General features: G+C 69.9%; 15 protein-coding genes and 1 pseudogene. 7 read left to right on the top strand and 9 right to left on the bottom strand.

The genetic code is table 11. The features are described from left to right. Nucleotides 1–66: 66 nt before the first annotated feature. From FHX42_RS02730 to FHX42_RS02720, 3 genes are all read right to left on the bottom strand, one after another. Nucleotides 67–3,444 carry a pyruvate carboxylase gene (locus tag FHX42_RS02730; protein ID WP_182542564.1) on the bottom strand — a complete coding sequence of 1,126 codons (3,378 nt, stop codon included), beginning with the start codon at nt 3,442–3,444 and terminating at the stop codon, nt 67–69. A 211-nt stretch (nt 3,445–3,655) separates the two neighbouring features. Further along, nucleotides 3,656–5,878 (bottom strand): ATP-dependent DNA helicase RecG, encoded by a 2,223-nt coding sequence (recG, locus tag FHX42_RS02725; protein ID WP_328795863.1) that lies wholly within the window; start codon nt 5,876–5,878, stop codon nt 3,656–3,658. A 268-nt stretch (nt 5,879–6,146) separates the two neighbouring features. Then, nucleotides 6,147–7,715, bottom strand: a complete 1,569-nt coding sequence (locus FHX42_RS02720; RefSeq protein WP_182542562.1) for a DAK2 domain-containing protein — start codon at nt 7,713–7,715, stop codon at nt 6,147–6,149. A gap of 306 nt (nt 7,716–8,021) precedes the next feature. Here FHX42_RS02720 and rpmB point away from each other — a divergent pair, with 306 nt between their 5' ends. Then, nucleotides 8,022–8,213: a 50S ribosomal protein L28 gene (gene rpmB / locus FHX42_RS02715; protein ID WP_182542561.1), complete on the top strand. Its 192-nt coding sequence runs from the start codon at nt 8,022–8,024 to the stop codon at nt 8,211–8,213. 343 nt (nt 8,214–8,556) lie between these two features. Here the strand turns inward: rpmB and FHX42_RS02710 are convergent, their stop codons facing one another. Next, nucleotides 8,557–9,234, bottom strand: a complete 678-nt coding sequence (locus FHX42_RS02710) for a uracil-DNA glycosylase (RefSeq protein WP_182542560.1) — start codon at nt 9,232–9,234, stop codon at nt 8,557–8,559. A 368-nt stretch (nt 9,235–9,602) separates the two neighbouring features. Here FHX42_RS02710 and FHX42_RS02705 point away from each other — a divergent pair, with 368 nt between their 5' ends. Then, the gene (locus tag FHX42_RS02705) at nt 9,603–10,946 is read left to right on the top strand and encodes an MFS transporter (protein WP_182542559.1); all 1,344 of its coding nucleotides are present in this window, start codon (nt 9,603–9,605) and stop codon (nt 10,944–10,946) included. Between the two features lie 46 nt (nt 10,947–10,992). Here the strand turns inward: FHX42_RS02705 and FHX42_RS02700 are convergent, their stop codons facing one another. After that, nucleotides 10,993–11,958, bottom strand: coding sequence for a thiamine-phosphate kinase (locus FHX42_RS02700; protein WP_182542558.1), 966 nt, complete (start codon nt 11,956–11,958; stop codon nt 10,993–10,995). Nucleotides 11,959–12,052: 94 nt separating this feature from the next. On the opposite strand from FHX42_RS02700, the gene FHX42_RS26220 reads away from it, so the two are divergent. Continuing rightward, the gene (locus FHX42_RS26220) at nt 12,053–12,286 is read left to right on the top strand and encodes an Lrp/AsnC ligand binding domain-containing protein (protein WP_182542557.1); all 234 of its coding nucleotides are present in this window, start codon (nt 12,053–12,055) and stop codon (nt 12,284–12,286) included. A 20-nt stretch (nt 12,287–12,306) separates the two neighbouring features. Next, nucleotides 12,307–12,894, top strand: a complete 588-nt coding sequence (locus FHX42_RS02690) for a DUF3515 domain-containing protein (RefSeq protein WP_328795862.1) — start codon at nt 12,307–12,309, stop codon at nt 12,892–12,894. 90 nt (nt 12,895–12,984) lie between these two features. On the opposite strand, the gene FHX42_RS02685 is transcribed toward FHX42_RS02690, so the two are convergent. Continuing rightward, nucleotides 12,985–14,076 (bottom strand): D-alanine--D-alanine ligase family protein, encoded by a 1,092-nt coding sequence (locus tag FHX42_RS02685; RefSeq protein WP_182542556.1) that lies wholly within the window; start codon nt 14,074–14,076, stop codon nt 12,985–12,987. Nucleotides 14,077–14,123: 47 nt separating this feature from the next. Beyond that, a complete protein-coding gene (pdxR, locus tag FHX42_RS02680) occupies nt 14,124–15,527 on the bottom strand; it encodes a MocR-like pyridoxine biosynthesis transcription factor PdxR (protein ID WP_182542555.1) in 1,404 nt (467 codons plus the stop codon). A 60-nt stretch (nt 15,528–15,587) separates the two neighbouring features. Between pdxR and FHX42_RS02675 the strand changes: the two genes are divergently transcribed. Continuing rightward, complete coding sequence (locus tag FHX42_RS02675; RefSeq protein WP_182542554.1) at nt 15,588–16,238, top strand: pyridoxamine 5'-phosphate oxidase family protein; 651 nt, start codon at nt 15,588–15,590, stop codon at nt 16,236–16,238. Between the two features lie 78 nt (nt 16,239–16,316). Here the strand turns inward: FHX42_RS02675 and FHX42_RS02670 are convergent, their stop codons facing one another. Then, a complete protein-coding gene (locus tag FHX42_RS02670; RefSeq protein WP_182542553.1) occupies nt 16,317–16,514 on the bottom strand; it encodes a hypothetical protein in 198 nt (65 codons plus the stop codon). A gap of 29 nt (nt 16,515–16,543) precedes the next feature. Between FHX42_RS02670 and FHX42_RS27595 the strand changes: the two are divergent. Both FHX42_RS27595 and FHX42_RS02665 read left to right on the top strand, forming a co-directional pair. Then, nucleotides 16,544–16,765, top strand: a pseudogene (locus FHX42_RS27595) (helix-turn-helix domain-containing protein); the annotation flags it as partial. A 71-nt stretch (nt 16,766–16,836) separates the two neighbouring features. Next, nucleotides 16,837–17,643 (top strand): DUF397 domain-containing protein, encoded by an 807-nt coding sequence (locus FHX42_RS02665; protein WP_182542552.1) that lies wholly within the window; start codon nt 16,837–16,839, stop codon nt 17,641–17,643. A gap of 69 nt (nt 17,644–17,712) precedes the next feature. On the opposite strand, the gene FHX42_RS02660 is transcribed toward FHX42_RS02665, so the two are convergent. Beyond that, nucleotides 17,713–18,345, bottom strand: coding sequence for a hypothetical protein (locus FHX42_RS02660; protein WP_182542551.1), 633 nt, complete (start codon nt 18,343–18,345; stop codon nt 17,713–17,715). Nucleotides 18,346–18,438: the final 93 nt, after the last annotated feature.

Below are 18,438 nucleotides of genomic sequence, written 5' to 3'. Positions count from 1 at the left end.
GGTTACTGGCGGGCCTGAGGCCCCCCTACCCGACCCGCAACGCAGGCCGACCGGAGAGCCTCCGAATCAACCGATTTCGAGGAGGAGGTCTCCTCCCTCCACCTGCTGAACCGATCCGATGGCGAGTCGCTTGACGGTGCCCTCGCGCGGTGCCGTGATCGCCGCCTCCATCTTCATGGCCTCGATCGTGGCCACGGTCTGACCGGTCTCGACCACGTCCCCCTCGGACGCCGAGAGCGTGACGACACCGGAGAACGGGGCCGGCACGTGGCCGGGGTGAGCGCGGTCGGCCTTCTCCGCCGCGGGCAGCGCCGAAGCCACCGAGCGGTCGCGCACCTGGACCGGCCGCATCTGTCCGTTGAGGATCGCCATCACGGTGCGGACGCCGCGCTCGTCGGCCTCGCTGATGGCCTCCACCCCGATGAGCAACCGCACACCGGGTTCGAGGTCCACCGCGTACTCCTCGCCGGACTGCAGCCCGTAGAAGAAGTCCTTGCTGCTGAGCAGCGAGGTGTCCCCGTAGGAGTGCTGGTGTTCGGCGAAGTCCTTGGTGGGCTTGGTGAACATCAGCCCGTTGAGGGTCTCGCGCCGGTTGTCGACCAAGCCCTTGCGGTCCTCCTCGGACAGCTCGGTCACCGAACGCCCCACCGGACGACCCTGCAACGCCCGGCTCCGGAACGGCTCCGGCCAGCCGCCGGGAGGGTCTCCGAGCTCGCCCTGGAGGAAGCCGATCACCGAGTCCGGGATGTCGAACTTGTGCGGCTCCGCCTCGAAGGCTTCCGGGTCCACCCCGGCGCCGACCAGGTGCAGCGCGAGGTCACCGACGACCTTCGAGGAGGGGGTGACCTTCACCAACCGACCCAGCATGCGGTCGGCGGCGGCGTACATCGCCTCGATCGCCTCGAACTTGTCACCGAGCCCGAGGGCGACCGCCTGGGTGCGCAGGTTGGACAGCTGACCGCCGGGGATCTCGTGGCTGTAGACCCGGCCGGTCGGCGCTGCCAGCCCGGACTCGAACGGCCGGTAGACCTTGCGCACCGCCTCCCAGTACGGTTCCAGGTCGCACAGCGCGCGCAGGTCCAGTCCCGTGGCCCGGTCGGTGTGGTCGGTGGCCGCGGCCACCGCCGAGAGAGCCGGCTGGGAAGTGGTCCCCGCCAGCGAGGCCGAGGCACCGTCCACGGCGTCCACGCCGGCCTGGATCGCCGCGAGATACGTGGCGAGCTGGCCACCCGGTGTGTCGTGGGTGTGCAGGTGCACCGGCAGGTCGAACTCGCGCCGCAGCGCCGAGACCAGCGTCGCGGCGGCCGGGGGCCGCAGCAGGCCGGCCATGTCCTTGATGGCCAGCACGTGCGCCCCGGACTCGACGATGCGTTCGGCCAACCGCAGGTAGTAGTCCAGGGTGTAGAGGTCCTCGTTCGGGTTCGACAGATCGCCGGTGTAGCACAATGCGACCTCGGCGACCGAGCGGCCGGTGTTGCGCACCGCCCGGATCGCCGGGCGCATCTGCTCGACGTCGTTGAGGGCGTCGAAGATCCGGAAGATGTCGATGCCGGTGTCGGTGGCCTCCTGCACGAAGTGCTCGGTGACCTCGGTCGGGTAGGGCGTGTAGCCGACGGTGTTGCGCCCGCGCAGCAGCATCTGGAGGCAGATGTTCGGCGCCGCCTCACGCAGGGCGGCCAGCCGCTCCCACGGGTCCTCGGCCAGGAAGCGCAGCGCCACGTCGTAGGTCGCTCCGCCCCAGCACTCCAGGGACAGCATCTCCGGCGTCATGCGCGCCACGTGCGGGGCGACCGCCTTGAGGTCCTTGGTCCGCACTCGGGTGGCCAGCAGCGACTGGTGCGCGTCGCGGAAGGTCGTTTCGGTCACGCCCACGGCCTCGGACTCCCGCAACCAGCGGGCGAACCCCTCGGGGCCGAGCTCGGTGAGCCGCTGCTTGGAACCGGCGGGCGGATCCACCGACAGGTCGATCTCGGGCAGCTTGTCGGCGGGATCGGGCGCGGTGGGGCGCTCGCCGTTGGGCCGGTTGACCGTGACGTCGGCGAGGTAGCTCAGCAGCCGGGTGCCGCGGTCGGCGGAGTGCCGCGCGGTCAGCAGGTGCGGGCGCTGCTCGATGAACGAGGTGTCGATCCTGCCCGCCGCGAAGTCCGGATCGTCCAGCACCGCCTGGAGGAACGGGATGTTGGTCGCCACGCCTCGGATGCGGAACTCGGCCACGGCGCGGCGCGCCCGGGCCACCGCGGTCCCGAAGTCCTTGCCCCGGCAGGAGAGTTTGACCAGCATCGAGTCGAAGTGCGCGCTGACGCTGGTGCCCGCGAAGGAGGTGCCGCCGTCCAGCCGGACGCCCGCACCGCCCGGCGAGCGGTAGGCGCTGATCAGGCCGGTGTCCGGGCGGAAACCGTTGGTGGGGTCCTCGGTGGTGATCCGGCACTGCAGGGCCGCACCGCGCAGCCGTACCGCGTCCTGGGACATGCCGAGATCGGCCAGGGTCTCGCCGGAGGCGATGCGCATCTGCGACTGCACGAGGTCGGCGTCGGTGACCTCCTCGGTCACCGTGTGCTCGACCTGGATGCGCGGGTTCATCTCGATGAACACGTGCCTGCCGTGCTCGTCGACCAGGAACTCCACGGTCCCCGCGTTTACGTAGCCGATGTGGTGGGCGAAGGCCACGGCATCGGCGCAGATGCGCTCGCGCAGCGCGGGGTCGAGGTTGGGCGCGGGGGCGATCTCGACGACCTTCTGGTGGCGTCGCTGCACCGAGCAGTCCCGCTCGTAGAGGTGCACCACGTTGCCCTCGCCGTCGGCCAGGATCTGCACCTCGATGTGGCGCGGGTTGACCACGGCCTGCTCGAGGATCATCGTCGGGTCCCCGAAGGCCGACTCGGCCTCGCGCATCGCGGCTTCCAGCGCCTCGCGCAGCGACTCCGGCTCGTTGACGCGGCGCATCCCGCGTCCGCCACCACCGGCGACGGCCTTGACGAAGAGCGGGAACGTCATGCCCTCCGCCGTGCGCATCAGTTCGTCGACGTCGGACGAGGGGTCCGAGGACTCCAGGACCGGCACCCCGGCCTCGCGGGCGGCTTGCACCGCCCTGGCCTTGTTGCCGGTCAGCTGCAGGATCTCGTGGCTCGGGCCGACGAAGTCGATGCCCGCCTCACGGCACGCCCTGGGCAGCTCCGGATTCTCCGAGAGGAATCCGTAACCGGGGTAGATCGCGTCGGCACCGGCTCTGCGTGCCGCGTTGATGATCTCCTCGACGGACAGGTAGGCCCGGACGGGGTGGCCCGGCTCGCCGAGCTCGTAGGACTCGTCGGCCTTCAACCGGTGCAACGAGTTCCGGTCTTCGTGGGGAAACACCGCGACGGTGCCCGCTCCGAGCTCGTATCCGGCGCGGAAAGCACGAATCGCGATCTCGCCGCGGTTCGCGACGAGGACCTTGCCGAACATGCCGGCTACCTCCTGGGACAGTGCGGACGATATCCGAACACTACCCCGAAAATTCTCCTCCACGGCAACTCATCCCGCGTGATGGAAGTGGCGATTACCCGCGTTTGGCCGCTGACCTGCTCAATCGAATCGAGACACAAGAGCGGCCACATGAGAAAAAATCCAATATTTTTTAGCGAAAGAAATTCTCAGTCACTGATCGACAGTCGTGTCAGGTCTTGTCGAGGAAGTCGGCCCGGTCGTCGCCGACGAGTTCGGCGACCATCCGGGACAGACCCGGGTAGCGGGTCAGCTCCGGGTCGTCACCGACGAAGGCGTCGGCCTCCGCGCGCGCCTGGGCGATCAGCTCCTCGTCGGACAGCAACGACAACATCCGCAGGGTCGACTTGCGGCCCGCCTGCGTCGCGCCGAGGACGTCACCCTCCCGGCGCAGTTGCAGGTCGAGGCGCGCGAGCTCGAAGCCGTCGGTGGTGGAGGCGACCGCGTCGAGCCGTTCCCGGGTCGTCGTCCCCTCCATCGCCTCGCTGACCAGCAGGCACAACCCCGCCGCGCTGCCACGCCCCACCCGGCCGCGCAGCTGGTGCAGCTGGCTGACCCCGAAGCGGTCGGCATCCATGATCACCATGACGGTCGCGTTCGGGACGTCGACGCCGACCTCGACCACGGTCGTGGCCACCAGCACGTCGAGCTCGCCCGCCGCGAACGAGCGCATCACCGAGTCCTTCTCGTCGGTGGGCAACCTGCCGTGCAGCGCGCCCAACCGCACCGACGACAACGGTCCCGCGCTCAGCTGTTCGGCGATGTCGAGCACCGCCAGCGGGGGGCGGCGCTGCCCCTCGCCCTCGTCCGACGGCGGCTCCTCGGTCCCGTCCTCCGGCTCCGCGGTCCTCTTCCCGGCCTCGTCGTCACCGACCCGTGGACACACCACGTAGACCTGGTGACCGGCCTGGACCTCCTCGCGGACGCGCTGCCAGACCCGCTCGAGCCAGCTCGGCTTCTCGGCGACCGGGACGACGGTGGTGGCGATCGGCGACCGCCCGTTCGGCAGCTCACGCAGCGCCGAGGTCTCCAGGTCGCCGTAGACGGTCATGGCGACCGTGCGGGGAATCGGTGTGGCCGTCATGACCAGCACGTGCGGGGAGACCTCGTCACCGGCCCTGGCGCGCAGCGCGTCACGCTGCTCGACGCCGAAACGGTGCTGCTCGTCGACCACCACCAAGCCGAGGTCGGCGAAGGAAACCCGGTCCTGGATCAGGGCGTGCGTCCCCACGACGATGCCCGCCTGCCCGGACGCCGCGTCCAGCAGGGCCTGCTTGCGCTGCGCGGCGGACATCGAGCCGGTCAGCAGCGTGACGCGAGTGGCGTGCTCGGGCGCACCGAGCTCCCCGCCCGTGCCCAGCTCGCCCAGCAGCCCCGAGAGGGACCGGGCGTGCTGGGCGGCGAGCACCTCGGTCGGCGCGAGCATCGCCGCCTGCCGCCCGGAGCCCACCACCTGCAGCATCGCGCGCAGCGCCACCACGGTCTTGCCACTGCCGACCTCGCCCTGCACCAGGCGGTTCATCGGGTGCTCCAGCGCCAGGTCGGCGGCGACCTGCTCGCCGATCTCGCGCTGGCCGGCGGTGAGCTCGAACGGCAGCCTCCGGTCGAACGCGCTCAGCAGACCCTCCTGACGAACGGGCGAGGCCGGAGCGGGATGTTCGCGGGCCGACTCGCGCATCCGCGCGAGCACGAGCTGCACCGCCAGCGCCTCGTCCCACTTCAGCCGCTGCCGGGCCGACTCCACCTCGGAGAACTGCGCGGGCTGGTGGATCTTCCGCAGCGCCTGCTCCAGTTCCTCCAACTCCCTGCGCTCCAGCAACTGCCGGGGCAGCGGGTCCTCGGCTCCGTCCCAGACGTCGAGGACCTGACGCACGCACCGCGCGATCGACCAGGAGGGCAGCCCCTGCGCGGCCGGATAAACGGGGATCAGCGCGGAGGCGAACTGCTCGGCCGCCGAGTGCTCCTCCTCGTCCTGCTCGGTGACCGCGTCGAACAGCTGGTACTCCGGGTGAGCCAACTGCAGCTGGTTGCGGTAGGCGGTGACCTTACCGGCGAACAGGCCCTTGCGACCCGGCAGCAGCTCGCGCTCTCGCCAGGCCTGGTTGAAAAAAGTGCAGTTCAGCGAGCGGTGGCCGTCGGTGATGCGGGCCTCGACGATGGTGCCGCGCCGCGAACGCATGCTGCGCTTGCTCACGCGTTCCACCTGCGCCAGCACCGTGGCGTGCTCGCCGATCTCCAGCCCGGCGATGGCGGTCAGCTCCCCGCGCTCGGCGTAGCGACGCGGGTAGTGGCGCAGCAGGTCGCCCACCGTGGACAGGCCGAGGGACGAGTCGAACGCCTTGGCGGTCTTGGCGCCCAGCACCCGATCGAGCTTGGTATCCCCGGTGGTCATCACGCTTGACTTCCTCCCACGGCCGGAGCCGGGGGTTTCCCGTCGGCCCTGCGACCGACGGGTGGTTCCTGCTTCGCAGACATGGTTACCCAGAGGTCTCCACAGGCTGGCACGGACTGCCCGCCCGCCAATTCAGCGCCCAGCTTGGTCATCACCAGGCAGCGTGATCGTAGCAACGTGCTCACCCCACCGCCGAAGCGAGAGATCTGCGCACTTTGATCAGCTCCGCTCTCGTGCACGTCGAGCACGTTATCCGACCTCACCGACATCACTACTCCACACCCAGCAACAGCACCTCGGCGAGATCACCGGCGCGGTAGCAGCTCAGCTCGACCTCGGGGTGGGTGCGGCGCAGGTGTTGCTCGAGCTCCTCGGCGAGCCCGTCCGGAGCGTTCTCGTCGATCAACGCGGTGACCAGCTCGCCGCCCGTGGTCAGCATCCGGTCGGCCAGGTCGCGGGCCGAGTCGACGAGATCACCGCCGATGAGCACCACCTCCCCGTCGGCGAGCCCGAGGACGTCGCCCGGTTCGCAGTAGCCGACCCAGGTCAGTGCCCGCCGCCGCGCGACGAGCAGTTCGCCCCGCCGGGTCGCCGCGGCCGCCTCGGCCAGCGCCACGGTGTCCTCGGTCGTACGGCGCCGCGGATCGTGCACGGCGAGGGCCGCCAACCCCTGCACCGGCGAGGCTGTCGGCACCACCACGACCTCGCGGTCCTCTCCCGTGGCTCTCCCGGCCGCCTCCTCGGCGATCGGAGTCAGCGTCCCGTCGTTCGGCAGCACGAGCACGTGCCGGGCGCCGGTGTCGTCGATCGCGGCCACCAGGTCGTCGACACCCGCGGGACGTTCCGGATCGAGGCGCAGCACAGTGGCCCCCTCGGAGCGGAACAGCTCCGTGACCTCGGGACCCCGGGTGCAGGCCAGCACGGCACGCTCGGGCCTGGCCCCCGGGGACGCCTGATCGGCGAAGCGGGTCACCCGGATGTGGCTCACTCTGCCGGTCCCGATACCGGACTCGATGGCGGCACCGATGTCATCGCAGTGCACGTGCACTGCCCAGGACGACTCGCCGTCACCGACCACGGAGACGCAGTCGCCGAGGCTCACCAGCCTGTCGCGCAGCCCGCTCACGGCTTCCTCGGTGCTCTCCGCGAGGAGATACATCACCTCGTAGCAGTAGCGGGATCCGTGCCGCGACGCCTCGGACCCGGCGGCCTCCGGGGTCTCCGGGGCCAGCCGGTCTCCGTCGTTGACCACGGCGTGCAGCACGTCCAGCAGCACCACCAGCCCACGCCCGCCCGCGTCCACCACCCCGGCGGCGGTCAGGGCCGGCAACTGGCGCGTGGTCGCCTCCAGCGCCCGGATCGAGGCCGTGGTCGCCTCCCGCACGGCGATGGACAGCTCCGCCGCCCGGCTGTCGACGTAGGCGGCGGCGTGCAGCACCGACAGCAGCGTGCCGTCGGCGGGTTCGGCCACCGCCTGCCGCGCCCGCTCGTGCGCTCGCCGCAGGGCGCGACGGAAGGACTCCCCGTCCATGTCCGGGGCTTCTTCCGGCTCCTCGGCGAGACCACGCACCACCTGCGAGAGCAACATGCCGGAGTTGCCGCGGGCACCCCGCAGCGCGCCCCGGGCGAGGGTGCCGAGCACCTGACGCAGGCTCGTGTGCGTCGTCGGATCGAGCCCGGACACGGCCGAGCGCATGGTCTGGAGGAGGTTCGTACCGGTGTCGCCGTCGGCCACCGGGTAGACGTTGATGCGGTCGAGGGCATCGCGGTCGTGGGCCAGCGCGGCCACCGACAACTCGGCCCAGCGAATGGCGGCCGCTCCGTCCAGTGCCCGCAGCACCCTCGGTCTCCTCCCACGTCCGTTGCTCCGGTTCGAGGATATCCACACAGGTCGTGAGGACCGGGCACTGCCGCGCCGGGTGAGGTGATGTCAGCGACCGCTGGCCGGTGCGATAGACTTTGTCCGTTCCGGAGGCTGTGGACCGGCCCGTCCGGGACGGTACCGCCGGAGGGGCGGTGAGCGCGCATTCACCCTGGGGTGACAAGACCTCATGTGAGAGTCGACGCGTGGCCCCTCAGCGCTGTCACCGAGGCTTCCCCGCCGCGTGCGAGGGAGGACATCAACGCGAAGTTAGGGGTGTCTGACGTGGCTGCCGTCTGCGACGTCTGCAACAAGGGGCCGGGCTTCGGCCATGCGGTCTCCCACTCGAACCGGCACACCAAGCGCCGGTGGAACCCGAACATTCAGACCGTGCACGCCAAGGTCGGGATCTCGCAGCGCAAGCGCATGAACGTGTGCACTTCCTGCATCAAGGCAGGCAAGGTCTCGCGCGGCTGAGCGACACCGTACGTCTGAGCCCCCGGGGCGGCCGAGTGAGCCGTCCCGGGATTTTTCCGTGTCGGCCGCCGGGGGCTCTCCGGCGGCCGTGGGAACCCGGCGCTGTCCTCGACGCAGTTGCCTTCCGAGGCGACGAAGCACTCGGACGACGTAAGGCCACGTAACCTTCGCCGTCCTCGTGCGGATTACCCGGTTTCGCGCGAAACCGCCGGCAGCTGCCGCAACGGACGAAGTGCTGCTCGCTGCCGACCGCGCGCTCTACCCCCTCTTCGCCGGGCGACCGGCCCCGGCCAGGAGGGATCACCCGCATGCGGCAGGCGTCGCGGTGAGCGGAAACACCTCTTCAGGGCAGTTTCCAGTCGATGGGGTCCTCCCCCCGCTCGCGCAGGATGTCGTTGACGCGACTGAAGGGCCGCGACCCGAAGAAACCCTTGTTCGCCGACATCGGACTCGGGTGCGGGGACTCGACGCACGGCACGTCGGGCATCAGGGAACGCATGCTGCGCGCGTCACGTCCCCACAACACGGCCACCATGGGTTCCGGGCGTGCCGCCAGCGCGCGGATGGCCTGGTCGGTGATCTCCTCCCACCCCTTGCCCCGGTGCGAGGCCGACTTGCCGGGTTCGACCGTCAGGGCCCTGTTGAGCAGCAGCACACCGCGTTCGGTCCACGGCGTGAGATCACCGTTGCCGGGCTGGGGGTGCCCGAGATCCTCGGAGTACTCGGTGAAGATGTTGGCCAGGCTGCGCGGCACCGGCCGGACATCGGGAGCCACGGAGAAGCTCAGCCCCACCGGATGCCCCGGTGTCGGGTAGGGGTCCTGGCCGACGATGAGAACGCGAACACCGCGAAAGGACTGCCGAAACGCGCGCAGGACGTTCTCGCCCGCCGGAAGATAGCGCCTGCCCGCCGCCACTTCGGCACGCAGGAAGTCACCCATCCCGGCGATCCGATCCGCCACCGGTTCGAGCGCCTCGGCCCAACCGGGCTCCATCACCTCATGCAAAGGACGTGCCGTCACGCACCCGAGCGTAGCGAGGCGGGTGATCCACTCCGCGAACACCCCTCGTCGCTCATCACATATGCGAAACGAATAGGAACTGTGATCGTCATCACACTCTTTTGGGTGGATCCGCGTAGTGTGCTGCCCCACAATGGCCGCCACCACTGCCGAGCGACAACATCGCCCCGCCAACCACCAGCTGCGACTCACTACCGCTTCACACGGCAACCAATCGTAACTCGAAGGTAACTCAAGTTCGCGAAACGATCGTCGACAATCAAACAACAAGGTGCTTTGGTGGTCTGACACCGCTCTTTCGGCTACGTTCCGAGCACTCGAATCGCTCACGCACCGTAGATGACACACCGGAGGTGGCCCACAAGCTCATGACCTCAACGGACACGGGTGAACTACCGCCCAAGGAGCGGTCCCTGCTACGCCGTGCGGTGGCCGCGGCGGCCATCGGAAACTGTACGGAGTGGTACGACTTCGGCGTCTACGCCTACGTGGCCACCTACGTGGGGGCCGCGTTCTTCCCCGGCGACAACGCAGCGGTCCAGACGCTCTCGGTTTTCGGCGTCTTCGCCGTCTCATTCCTGCTACGTCCCTTCGGCAGCCTGTTCTTCGGCCCCCTGGGGGACCGAATCGGTCGTCAGCGGGTGCTGGCGGTCACGATCCTGCTCATGTCGGGCTCCACATTCGTGATCGGCCTGCTGCCCGGGTACTCGGTGATCGGCATCTTCGCGCCGGTCCTGTTCCTGCTGTGCCGCATGTTGCAGGGCTTTTCCACGGGTGGTGAGTACGGTGGCGCCGCCACCTACATCGCGGAGTTCGCCCCGGACAAGCGCCGCGGTTTCTACGGCAGCTGGCTGGAGTTCGGCACGCTGGTCGGTTTCGGCCTCGGCGCGCTGGTCCCCACCGGGCTGATCATCAGCCTCAGCGAGTCGGACATGCACTCGTGGGGATGGCGCGTCCCCTTCCTCATCGCCGGCCCGCTCGGCGGCGTCGGGCTCTACCTGCGCCAGAAGCTCGAGGACACACCGGCCTTCAACCACCTGAAGCAGCAGAACAGCCTGGCGAAGTCCCCGCTGAAGTCGATGATCGTCGAGCACTGGCGCACGCTGCTGGTGCTGATGGGCATCGTGGTCATCATCAACGTCGGCAACTACACGCTGCTGACCTACATGCCCACCTACCTCAAGCAGACGCTGGACATCACGGACACGGCGGCACTGGTTCCCCTGGTCCTCGTCATCATCATGATGCTGGCGCTGATCACGTTCGTGGGTCGGCTCTCCGACCGGGTCGGCCGCAAACCGGTGTTCCTGTCGGCCTGCGTCTGCTTCCTCGTGCTGTCCTACCCGGCCTTCATGCTCATCGCCCAGGGAACCTGGATCACCACCCTGCTGGGGCTGGCGCTGATGGGGATCTGCCACGTCCAGCTGATCGGACCGCTGGCGGCGACCCTGCCGGCCATGTTCCCGACGAAGGTGCGCTACGCGGCCTTCTGCATCGGCTACAACGTCGCGACCTCGGCCATCGGGGGCACGACCCCGCTGATCAACGATTCCGTGGTCACCGCGACGGGCAACGCCTTCTTCCCGGCCTACTACCTGATGGCCGCCGCCGCGCTGGGCATCGTCCCGGTGCTGCTGATGAAGGAGACCGCGGGCCAGCCGCTGGTGGAGGACGCCCCGTCCAGCGGGGCCCCGACCACCAAGGCCGTCTGAGCTCCTGCCGGTGGTGGCACGAGTCCGCGTGCCACCACCGGCGGCCTCATCTCCAGTGCTGCCAGCCCTCCTGCTCGTCGTAGTCGGCGCCGTCGACGGTGACCCCTCGGCCTCGGCCCACCGTCCCGACCGCGGTCCAGCCCTGCGGCAGCGACCGCTCGGCCGGGAAGGTCGCGGCCAGCGCCTGGTCCTCCCCTCCGGTGAGCACCCAGTGCTGCGGATTGGCCCCCAGCGCCGAGGCGACCTCGATCAGGCGCTGCGGAATCTCCACCTGATCACCGCGCACGTCGATGGACACCTGCGAGGCCTCGGCCACGTGACCGAGGTCGGCCAGCAGCCCGTCGGAGATGTCGATCATCGACGTCGCGCCCGCCGCCGCGGCCAGTGGCCCGGCCTCGTACGGCGGTTCGGGGACCCGCTGCGCGCCGACCACGGCCAGCGGCGAGCGGAATCCGCGAGCCAGCACCGCCAACCCGGCAGCGGCCCACCCCAGGCGTCCGGCGACCGCGACGACGTCGCCGGGACGGGCCCCGGACCGCGTCACAGGCTCACGTCCCTCCAGCTCCCCCAGCGCCGTCACGGAGACGGTCAGCGTGGTGGAGGTGACCATGTCACCACCGGCCAGGTCGATGCCGACCCCGCGCGCCTCCTCCCACATGCCCGCCGCGAGTCCGTCGACCACGGTGGTCGACTCCTCGGCCGAACAGGCCAGGCCGACGAGCAGGCCGGTCGGGACCGCCCCCATGGCGGCGATGTCGGACAGGTTCACCGCCACGGCCTTGCGGCCGACCTGGTGCGGCGTGGACCAGTCCAGCCGGAAGTGCACGTTCTGCACGAGCACGTCGGTGGTGGCCACCACCCGGCCGTCGGAGGCCGAGAGCACGGCGGCGTCGTCCCCGGGACCGAGCAGGGTCCCCGGGGACTGCCCGCGGCCGGAGGTCACTCGTCGGATGAGCCCGAACTCACCCAGTTGTGAGACGGTCTGCGCGTCCTGTGACGAATCCGGACCCAACCGAGACCTTCCTTTCTTGAGCACTCGCTCGGTTCAATGGGATAACTTCTGCGACAGTTTCCTACTCGAGCACCGGCTACTGAAGGGGCACACCGTGGTCCAGGCATACATCCTCATCCAGACCGAGGTCGGCAAGGCGGCCGAAGTGGCCTCCGCGATCTCCGGCTCCACCGGAATCATCAGCGCCGAGGACGTCACCGGCCCGTACGACGTGGTGGTGCGCGCCGAGGCCGAGAACGTGGATCTGCTCGGCAAGATGGTGGTGGCCAACATCCAGGAAGTGGAAGGCATCACTCGTACCCTCACCTGTCCGGTGGTTCATCTGTAGGCCTGCCTACAGTGGGCGACGTGGGTGACCAGTCGGAGCCGAAAGCACCGCGCGTCGTCCTGATCGTGGCGGTCACGCTCGGTGTGCTGTTGGCGGCCGGTGTCGCCACGATCGGACTGATCGGGCAACATCGCGAGGCCCAGCGGGACCGGGCCGCCGCCGCGAAGCAGGCGGAACAGCAGGCGCGGCGGAGCGGGCCACTGGCGGTACCGCCGGTCCGGGCACCGGAAGCCGGTAGTCGGGAGTGCGCGACGGTGCTGGCGGCCCTCCCCCCCGAGCTGTCGATCCACGACGATCCGGTACCGCGACGCGAACTGGCCCGGCCCGCACCGGAGGCCACGGTCGCCTGGGGCGATGCCGAGCACGATCCCGTCACCCTGCGCTGCGGGCTGCGGGCTCCCCGCGAACTCACACCGACCTCGCATCTCACGGCCGTCTCCGGGGTCGAGTGGCTGGCGATCAGACAGGGGGGCAGGACCACGTGGCTGGCCGCCGACCGGCCGGTCCACATCGCGCTGACCGTTTCGCAGCAGGTGGGTACCGGCCCGATCCAGGAGGTCTCCAAGGTGATCGCCCGAACTCTACCCAAGCAGGACGTGTTCCCCTAGCGGGGACGGTGGTTACCCGGTTTCGCGCGAAAACAGGTAACCACCGAAAAAGCGGGGGCGGTTACCCCCGCCGGTTGCGCTCCCGTCACTTCAGCGGAGGCCGGTGCCTCGGGCCACGGCGGTGTCGATGAGGGTGCTCAGCAGCGCCGAGTAATCCACGCCGGTCTGGGCCCACATGCGCGGATACAGCGAGATCGAGGTGAATCCGGGCATGGTGTTGACCTCGTTGACGATCGGCGTCCCGTCCTCTGTCACGAAGAAGTCCACCCGGGCCAGCCCCTGGCACTCCAGCGCGCGGAACGCCGTGACCGCGTCCTCGCGCACCCGCTCGACGGCGTCGTCCCCGATCTTGGCCGGGATGTCGAACTCGGTGACGTCGTCGAGGTACTTCGACTCGTAGTCGTACCAGTCGCTGTCCCCGGTGACCCGCAGTTCGGCCGGCAACGAGCCCTCCACGCGCCCGTCCGGGAACTCCAGCACCCCGCACTCGACCTCACGGCCGGTCACCGCGGACTCGATGATGACCTTCGGGTCGGTGCGGCGCGCCTCGGCGATCGCCGCTTCCAGGTCGCCGTAGTCGGTCACACGGGTGATGCCCAGAGAGGACCCGGCGCGGGCCGGCTTGACGAACACCGGCAGTCCGAGCCGCTGCCGCTGCTCCGCGCTCAACGTCTCCTCGTCGCGGCGCAGCACCTCGTAGGTGCCCACCCGCAGCCCCTCGGCGGCCAGCAGCTTCTTGGCGTACTCCTTGTCCATGGCCACCGCGCTGGAGAGCACTCCCGCACCCGCGTAGGGCACCTCGGCCATCTCCAGCAGGCCCTGGACGGTGCCGTCCTCACCGAAGGCACCGTGCAGCACGGGAAAGACCACGTCGACCGACGACAGCACCTCGCCGCCCCGGCCGGACTCGAGCACCACCAGCTCGCGCCGGGTCGGATCACCGGGCAGCGCCACAGGCGTACTCGGCAGCACCTCCGGTTCCTTGCGGTCCCGGATCCGCAGCGTCTCGGGATCGTCGGTACCCAGCACCCACGCGCCCTCGGGGGTGATACCGACCGGGAGGACCTCGAAGCGGTCCCGATCAAGATGCTCCAACACGCTCCCGGCCGAGACGCAGGAAATGCCGTGCTCGGTACTCCGCCCGCCGAAAACGACCGCCACCCGGGTCTTGCGCTGTGTCATGCGCCGGACCATACCCGCGTCGAGAGCCGCTTGCGCCGCCAGCCGGATCAGTTCCCCCGCACCGCCCCGACCACCACGGGCAGCGTCGACTCCAGGTCATCGCGGGTGCACGCGGCGTATCCGAGCGCGAGACCGTGCCACTGCTGCGGTCCGAAGTGGTGGCGGCGCAGCCCGTCCAGCACGGCGCCGTGCGCGCGCACCCGCTCGGTCACGCGCTGCTCGCTTTCAGCGTCCGGCAGCGGAAGCACCACGTGAGCTCCGGCCCGGTCACCGAAGACCTCGACGCCCGCGTCCGTCAGGTGCCCGACGATCAGCTCCCTGCGCCGCGACATCTCCCGCCGCAGCCGACGCAGGTGTCGCCCGAGGTCGCCGTGACGCCCGAGCTCCACGAGCACCCGTTGTCCGGCCGGAGCGGGCCGGGTGCCGGTGCGTTCCCGGTGTTCGAGCACGGCCGAGACGACCCGCGGCGGTGCCAGCATCCACCCCACGCCCAGCGTCGGGGTGAGGATCTTGCTGGTCGTGCCCAGGTGCACCACCACGTCCGGGGCCATCGAGGCCAGCACCGGCAGCGGGGCGACGTCGTAACGCAGCTCGCCGTCGTAGTCGTCCTCGATGATCAGCCACCCCTCGGCGCGCGCCCGCTCCACCAGCGCGATCCGTCGCTCGGCGGGCAGTCTGCCGCCGATGGGGTACTGGTGGGCCGGCGAGCAGTACACCGCCCGCACCCCTCGCGGTACCGCGTCGACGACGACTCCGGAGTGGTCGACCGGAGCGGGCACCACCCGCACTCCGGCCGCCCGCAGCGCGCCGACCGCGCGTTGGTAACCGGGTTCCTCGACGGCGACCGTGTCACCGCGCTCGATCACCGTGCCCGCGAGCTCGCTGACGGCCGCGGTCGTCCCGGCCGTGGCGATCACCGAGTCCTCGTAGGGGCCGCCGAGTACCAGGCCACGATGCCGCAGGAGGTGTTCGACGACCACGGCGCGGTACTCCGGCATCCCCGCGCGGTACGGCAGCGAGGCGGGTCCGACGTCGGCCGCCGCGCGCCACGCGCGACGCCAGGCGGCACGGTCGATCCCGTCCACCCAGGGCGCCCCGGGGGTCAGGTTCACCTCCGGAGCCGGGGTTTCGCGGTCTCCCCGCACGCCGAACCCCTGCGGGGTCGTACCGGGTGGGCTCGTCGTGACGTAGGTGCCGGAGCCGTGGCGACCCACGATCCAGCCCTCGGCGTGGAGCTGTTCGTAGGCGGCCGCGGTCACGGTGCGGCTGACGCCGAGGTGGCGGGCCAGGGCGCGGGTGGAGGGCAGTCGGTCCCCGCTGCGGAGCTGACCGCCGGTGGCGGCCTGCCGCAGCGCGTCGGCCAGCTGGACCGCCAGCGGACGCCGGTCGGAACGGTCCAGGTCGATGGCCAGTTCCAGCAGCGGTGACGTGGCGGGCACGGTGTGTGGCATTTCGAGATTCTCCTGAATTGGCACTTCAATGATGCCACTTCGCCCGTGATCCTGGTCGGCATGACCGAGCTCTCCCCCACCGGCCGCAGCACCGTCCACCGCGGCAAGAAGCGCGCCGGGACCGATCGCACCGACCTGCACTCGATCCTCGACGAGGGGGTGATCTGCCACCTCGGAATGCAGGTCGACGGCTCGCCCCGGGTACTGCCGACCGCTTTCGCTCGGCTGGGCGAGACGCTGTACCTGCACGGGTCGACCGGCGCGCGCAGCCTACGCGAGGGCATCGAAGAGGCCGAGGTGTGCGCGTCGGTGACCCTGCTCGACGGCATCGTCTACTCCCGCTCGGCGTTCCACCACTCGGCCAACTACCGCTCGGCGGTGATCCACGGGCGCCCGCGCGAGGTCAGCGCCCCCGAGGAGAAGTGGCAAGCACTGCGTGCCGTGACCGAGCACCTGGCGCCGGGATCGTGGGAGCACGCGCGGCAACCGGACAGGCGCGAGCTCGCGGCCACGGCGGTGCTGGCCCTGAGCCTCGACGAGGCCTCGGTCAAGATCCGCACCGGTGGTCCCGGGGACGACGAGGAGGACATCGCCGCCGGGGACGCGTGGGCCGGTGTCCTGCCGCTGCACAGCAGCTGGGGTGAGCCCGAACCGTCACCGGACCTGGCCGACGGCTTTCCGGTGCCGGAGCACGTCCGCGCCCGGCAGTGACCCGTGTGTGTGGGGGGGGGCGGATTTTCCCAGAGGGTGAACGGACCGTTTGGCACTCACACCGCCAAAACGGTCCGTTCACCGGGACGTTCGCGCCTCGCTGCGGAGCAGACCGTCGGAGGCGTCGGCCTGGGTGGTCAGCGCGCACGCGCCCTCGAAGTTGACCCGGCTGTCCTCGACGTGGGTGGTGAACACCTCGTCACCGCTCCAGACGATGCAGCTCTCCCGCAGGTAGTAGCCACGCTCGCCGTCGGACTTCCACGTGCGCTGTGACACCCAACCTGGCTGGCAATTGGCAGTGCCACATGTCCCCGAATGGGTGGTCTCGCGAGATGGGCAAACCACGAGCCACGCTCGAACGCCGCCAGCTCGGTGCCGAACTACGCAGACTCCGGGAGGCCGCAGACAAGCAGCAGAAGGAAGCAGCAGCGGTTATCGAGTGCGACATCAGCCAGATCAGCCGCGTGGAGCGCGGCGAGCGCGCCTTCAAGGTGCTGGAGATCGAGGCGCTGCTGGACTTCTACGGCGCACCGAGGGAGTCCCCGCGCGCAGATCAGCTGAACTCGCCCAGATCGCTCGCCAGCGGCAGCCACGACGCATGCACTCCGACGCGCTCCCCGGAGCCTTCCGCAGGCTCAGCGACGACGAGCAGGACGCCACCGAGATCTACTACGCCGAGGGCGAGCTCATCCCCGGCTTGCTCCGGACCGAGGACTATGCTCGTGCGCTGATCCGTATCGCTCGCTCAGCCAGCGTCGAGACCACTCCCGATGACATCGAGCCCCGCGTCCAGTTCCGTTTGGACAGACAAGAGCTGGTGACGCGTGAGGAACCTCCACAAATGTGGTTCGTCATCGGCGAAGCGGCTCTGCGCCGCCCGATGGGCCGTTGGGACATCCTCCACGAGCAACTTCTTCAGCTACTCGACGGCATCGAGCGACACCCCCATGTCGTGATCCAGGTGGCTCCACTGGCCATCGTGGACCACCCACTGCTCGGTGGTTCCTTGGAGATCCTTCGCTTCGGCGACCAAGCACCGGATATCGTGCATCAGCCCACCTTCACCGGCGGTGGTGTCTACGCCATCGAAGATCACGATATCGCCGAGTGCACGCGCGCTCGACAGGCTGCGTGCCGTGGCGCTCGGCCCGGAAGAATCGCGTGTGTTCATCGCGCAGCGCGCGGAGGAGATCGACCACGAGCGGCTGAACAGCCTCTGGGACCTTGGTTCACCAGCAGCTACAGCGGCGGTAACAACAACAGCTGCGTCGAGGCCCGCTTCACTGCCCGCGGCACCGACGTCCGCGACTCCAAGGCTCCCCACCACGGCCACCTGGGCTTCACCACCGCCCAGTGGACCAGCTTCCTCCCCACCGTCCACCACAGCCGGGACCCCAGAGGGTGAACGGACCGTTGTGGCACTCACACCGCCACAACGGTCCGTCCACCCTTTGGGACAGCCCCGAAGCGGACCTCAGAAGCGGCAGCTGCCGTAGACGGGTTCGGTCGGTGCCGGGGAGTTCCCCTGCTCCGGACGGGTACATCCGGTGCGGACGAACTCGCCGTCGAACTCCAGGTAGGTCTCCCAGTACTGCGGGGCGTCGGCGTAGCTCGGCTCGTAGGTGCTCTGCCGCAGCGCCACGTCGGGGCGGCCGCTGCCGTCGAGCTGACGCAGGGTCGCGCCCGGGGCGCCGCCGAGGATCTCGTCGGAGATCTCGATGCCCCCGTTCCAGGTGAGCAGCGCCGACAGCGCCCCCGTGCTGTGCGCACCGGTGTAGAAGGTGACGGCGCAGCGCTGTGCGTCACCCTGCCAACCGCAGGCGGCGTCCGTGACGCCCTTGTGCTCCAGCACGGCGGTGTCGTGGACTTGGCCGCTCACGGAGTAGGCGAGCACGCTGCGCCCACCGGGCGCGGTGTTGTCCCGCCATCCCGAGAGACTGGCGTCGTTCGGGAACGAGAGGTGGAACACCTGCTCGCAGCCCGCTCCGCACTCGGGCGGCGGGGCCGGAGCGGCACTCGCCACGGGTGCCGCCGCCACGGACGCCGCGGCCGTCAACGCGACCGCGCCGACACCGGCCGCCATCGCTCGGACACTCGGAAAACGCATGATCGAACTCCCGGAGGTCTGCTCCACTGCTGTCCTTCGGGAGACGCACACCACACGGGCTCGTTCCCCCGAGTTCGGCACCGTTACCCGTTC

It is taken from the genome of Halosaccharopolyspora lacisalsi (assembly GCF_014137975.1).
Lineage (GTDB): Bacteria > Actinomycetota > Actinomycetes > Mycobacteriales > Pseudonocardiaceae > Halosaccharopolyspora > Halosaccharopolyspora lacisalsi.
The sequence above is the reverse complement of the archived record's forward strand: the minus strand, read 5'-3'. Positions and strand labels throughout refer to the sequence as shown.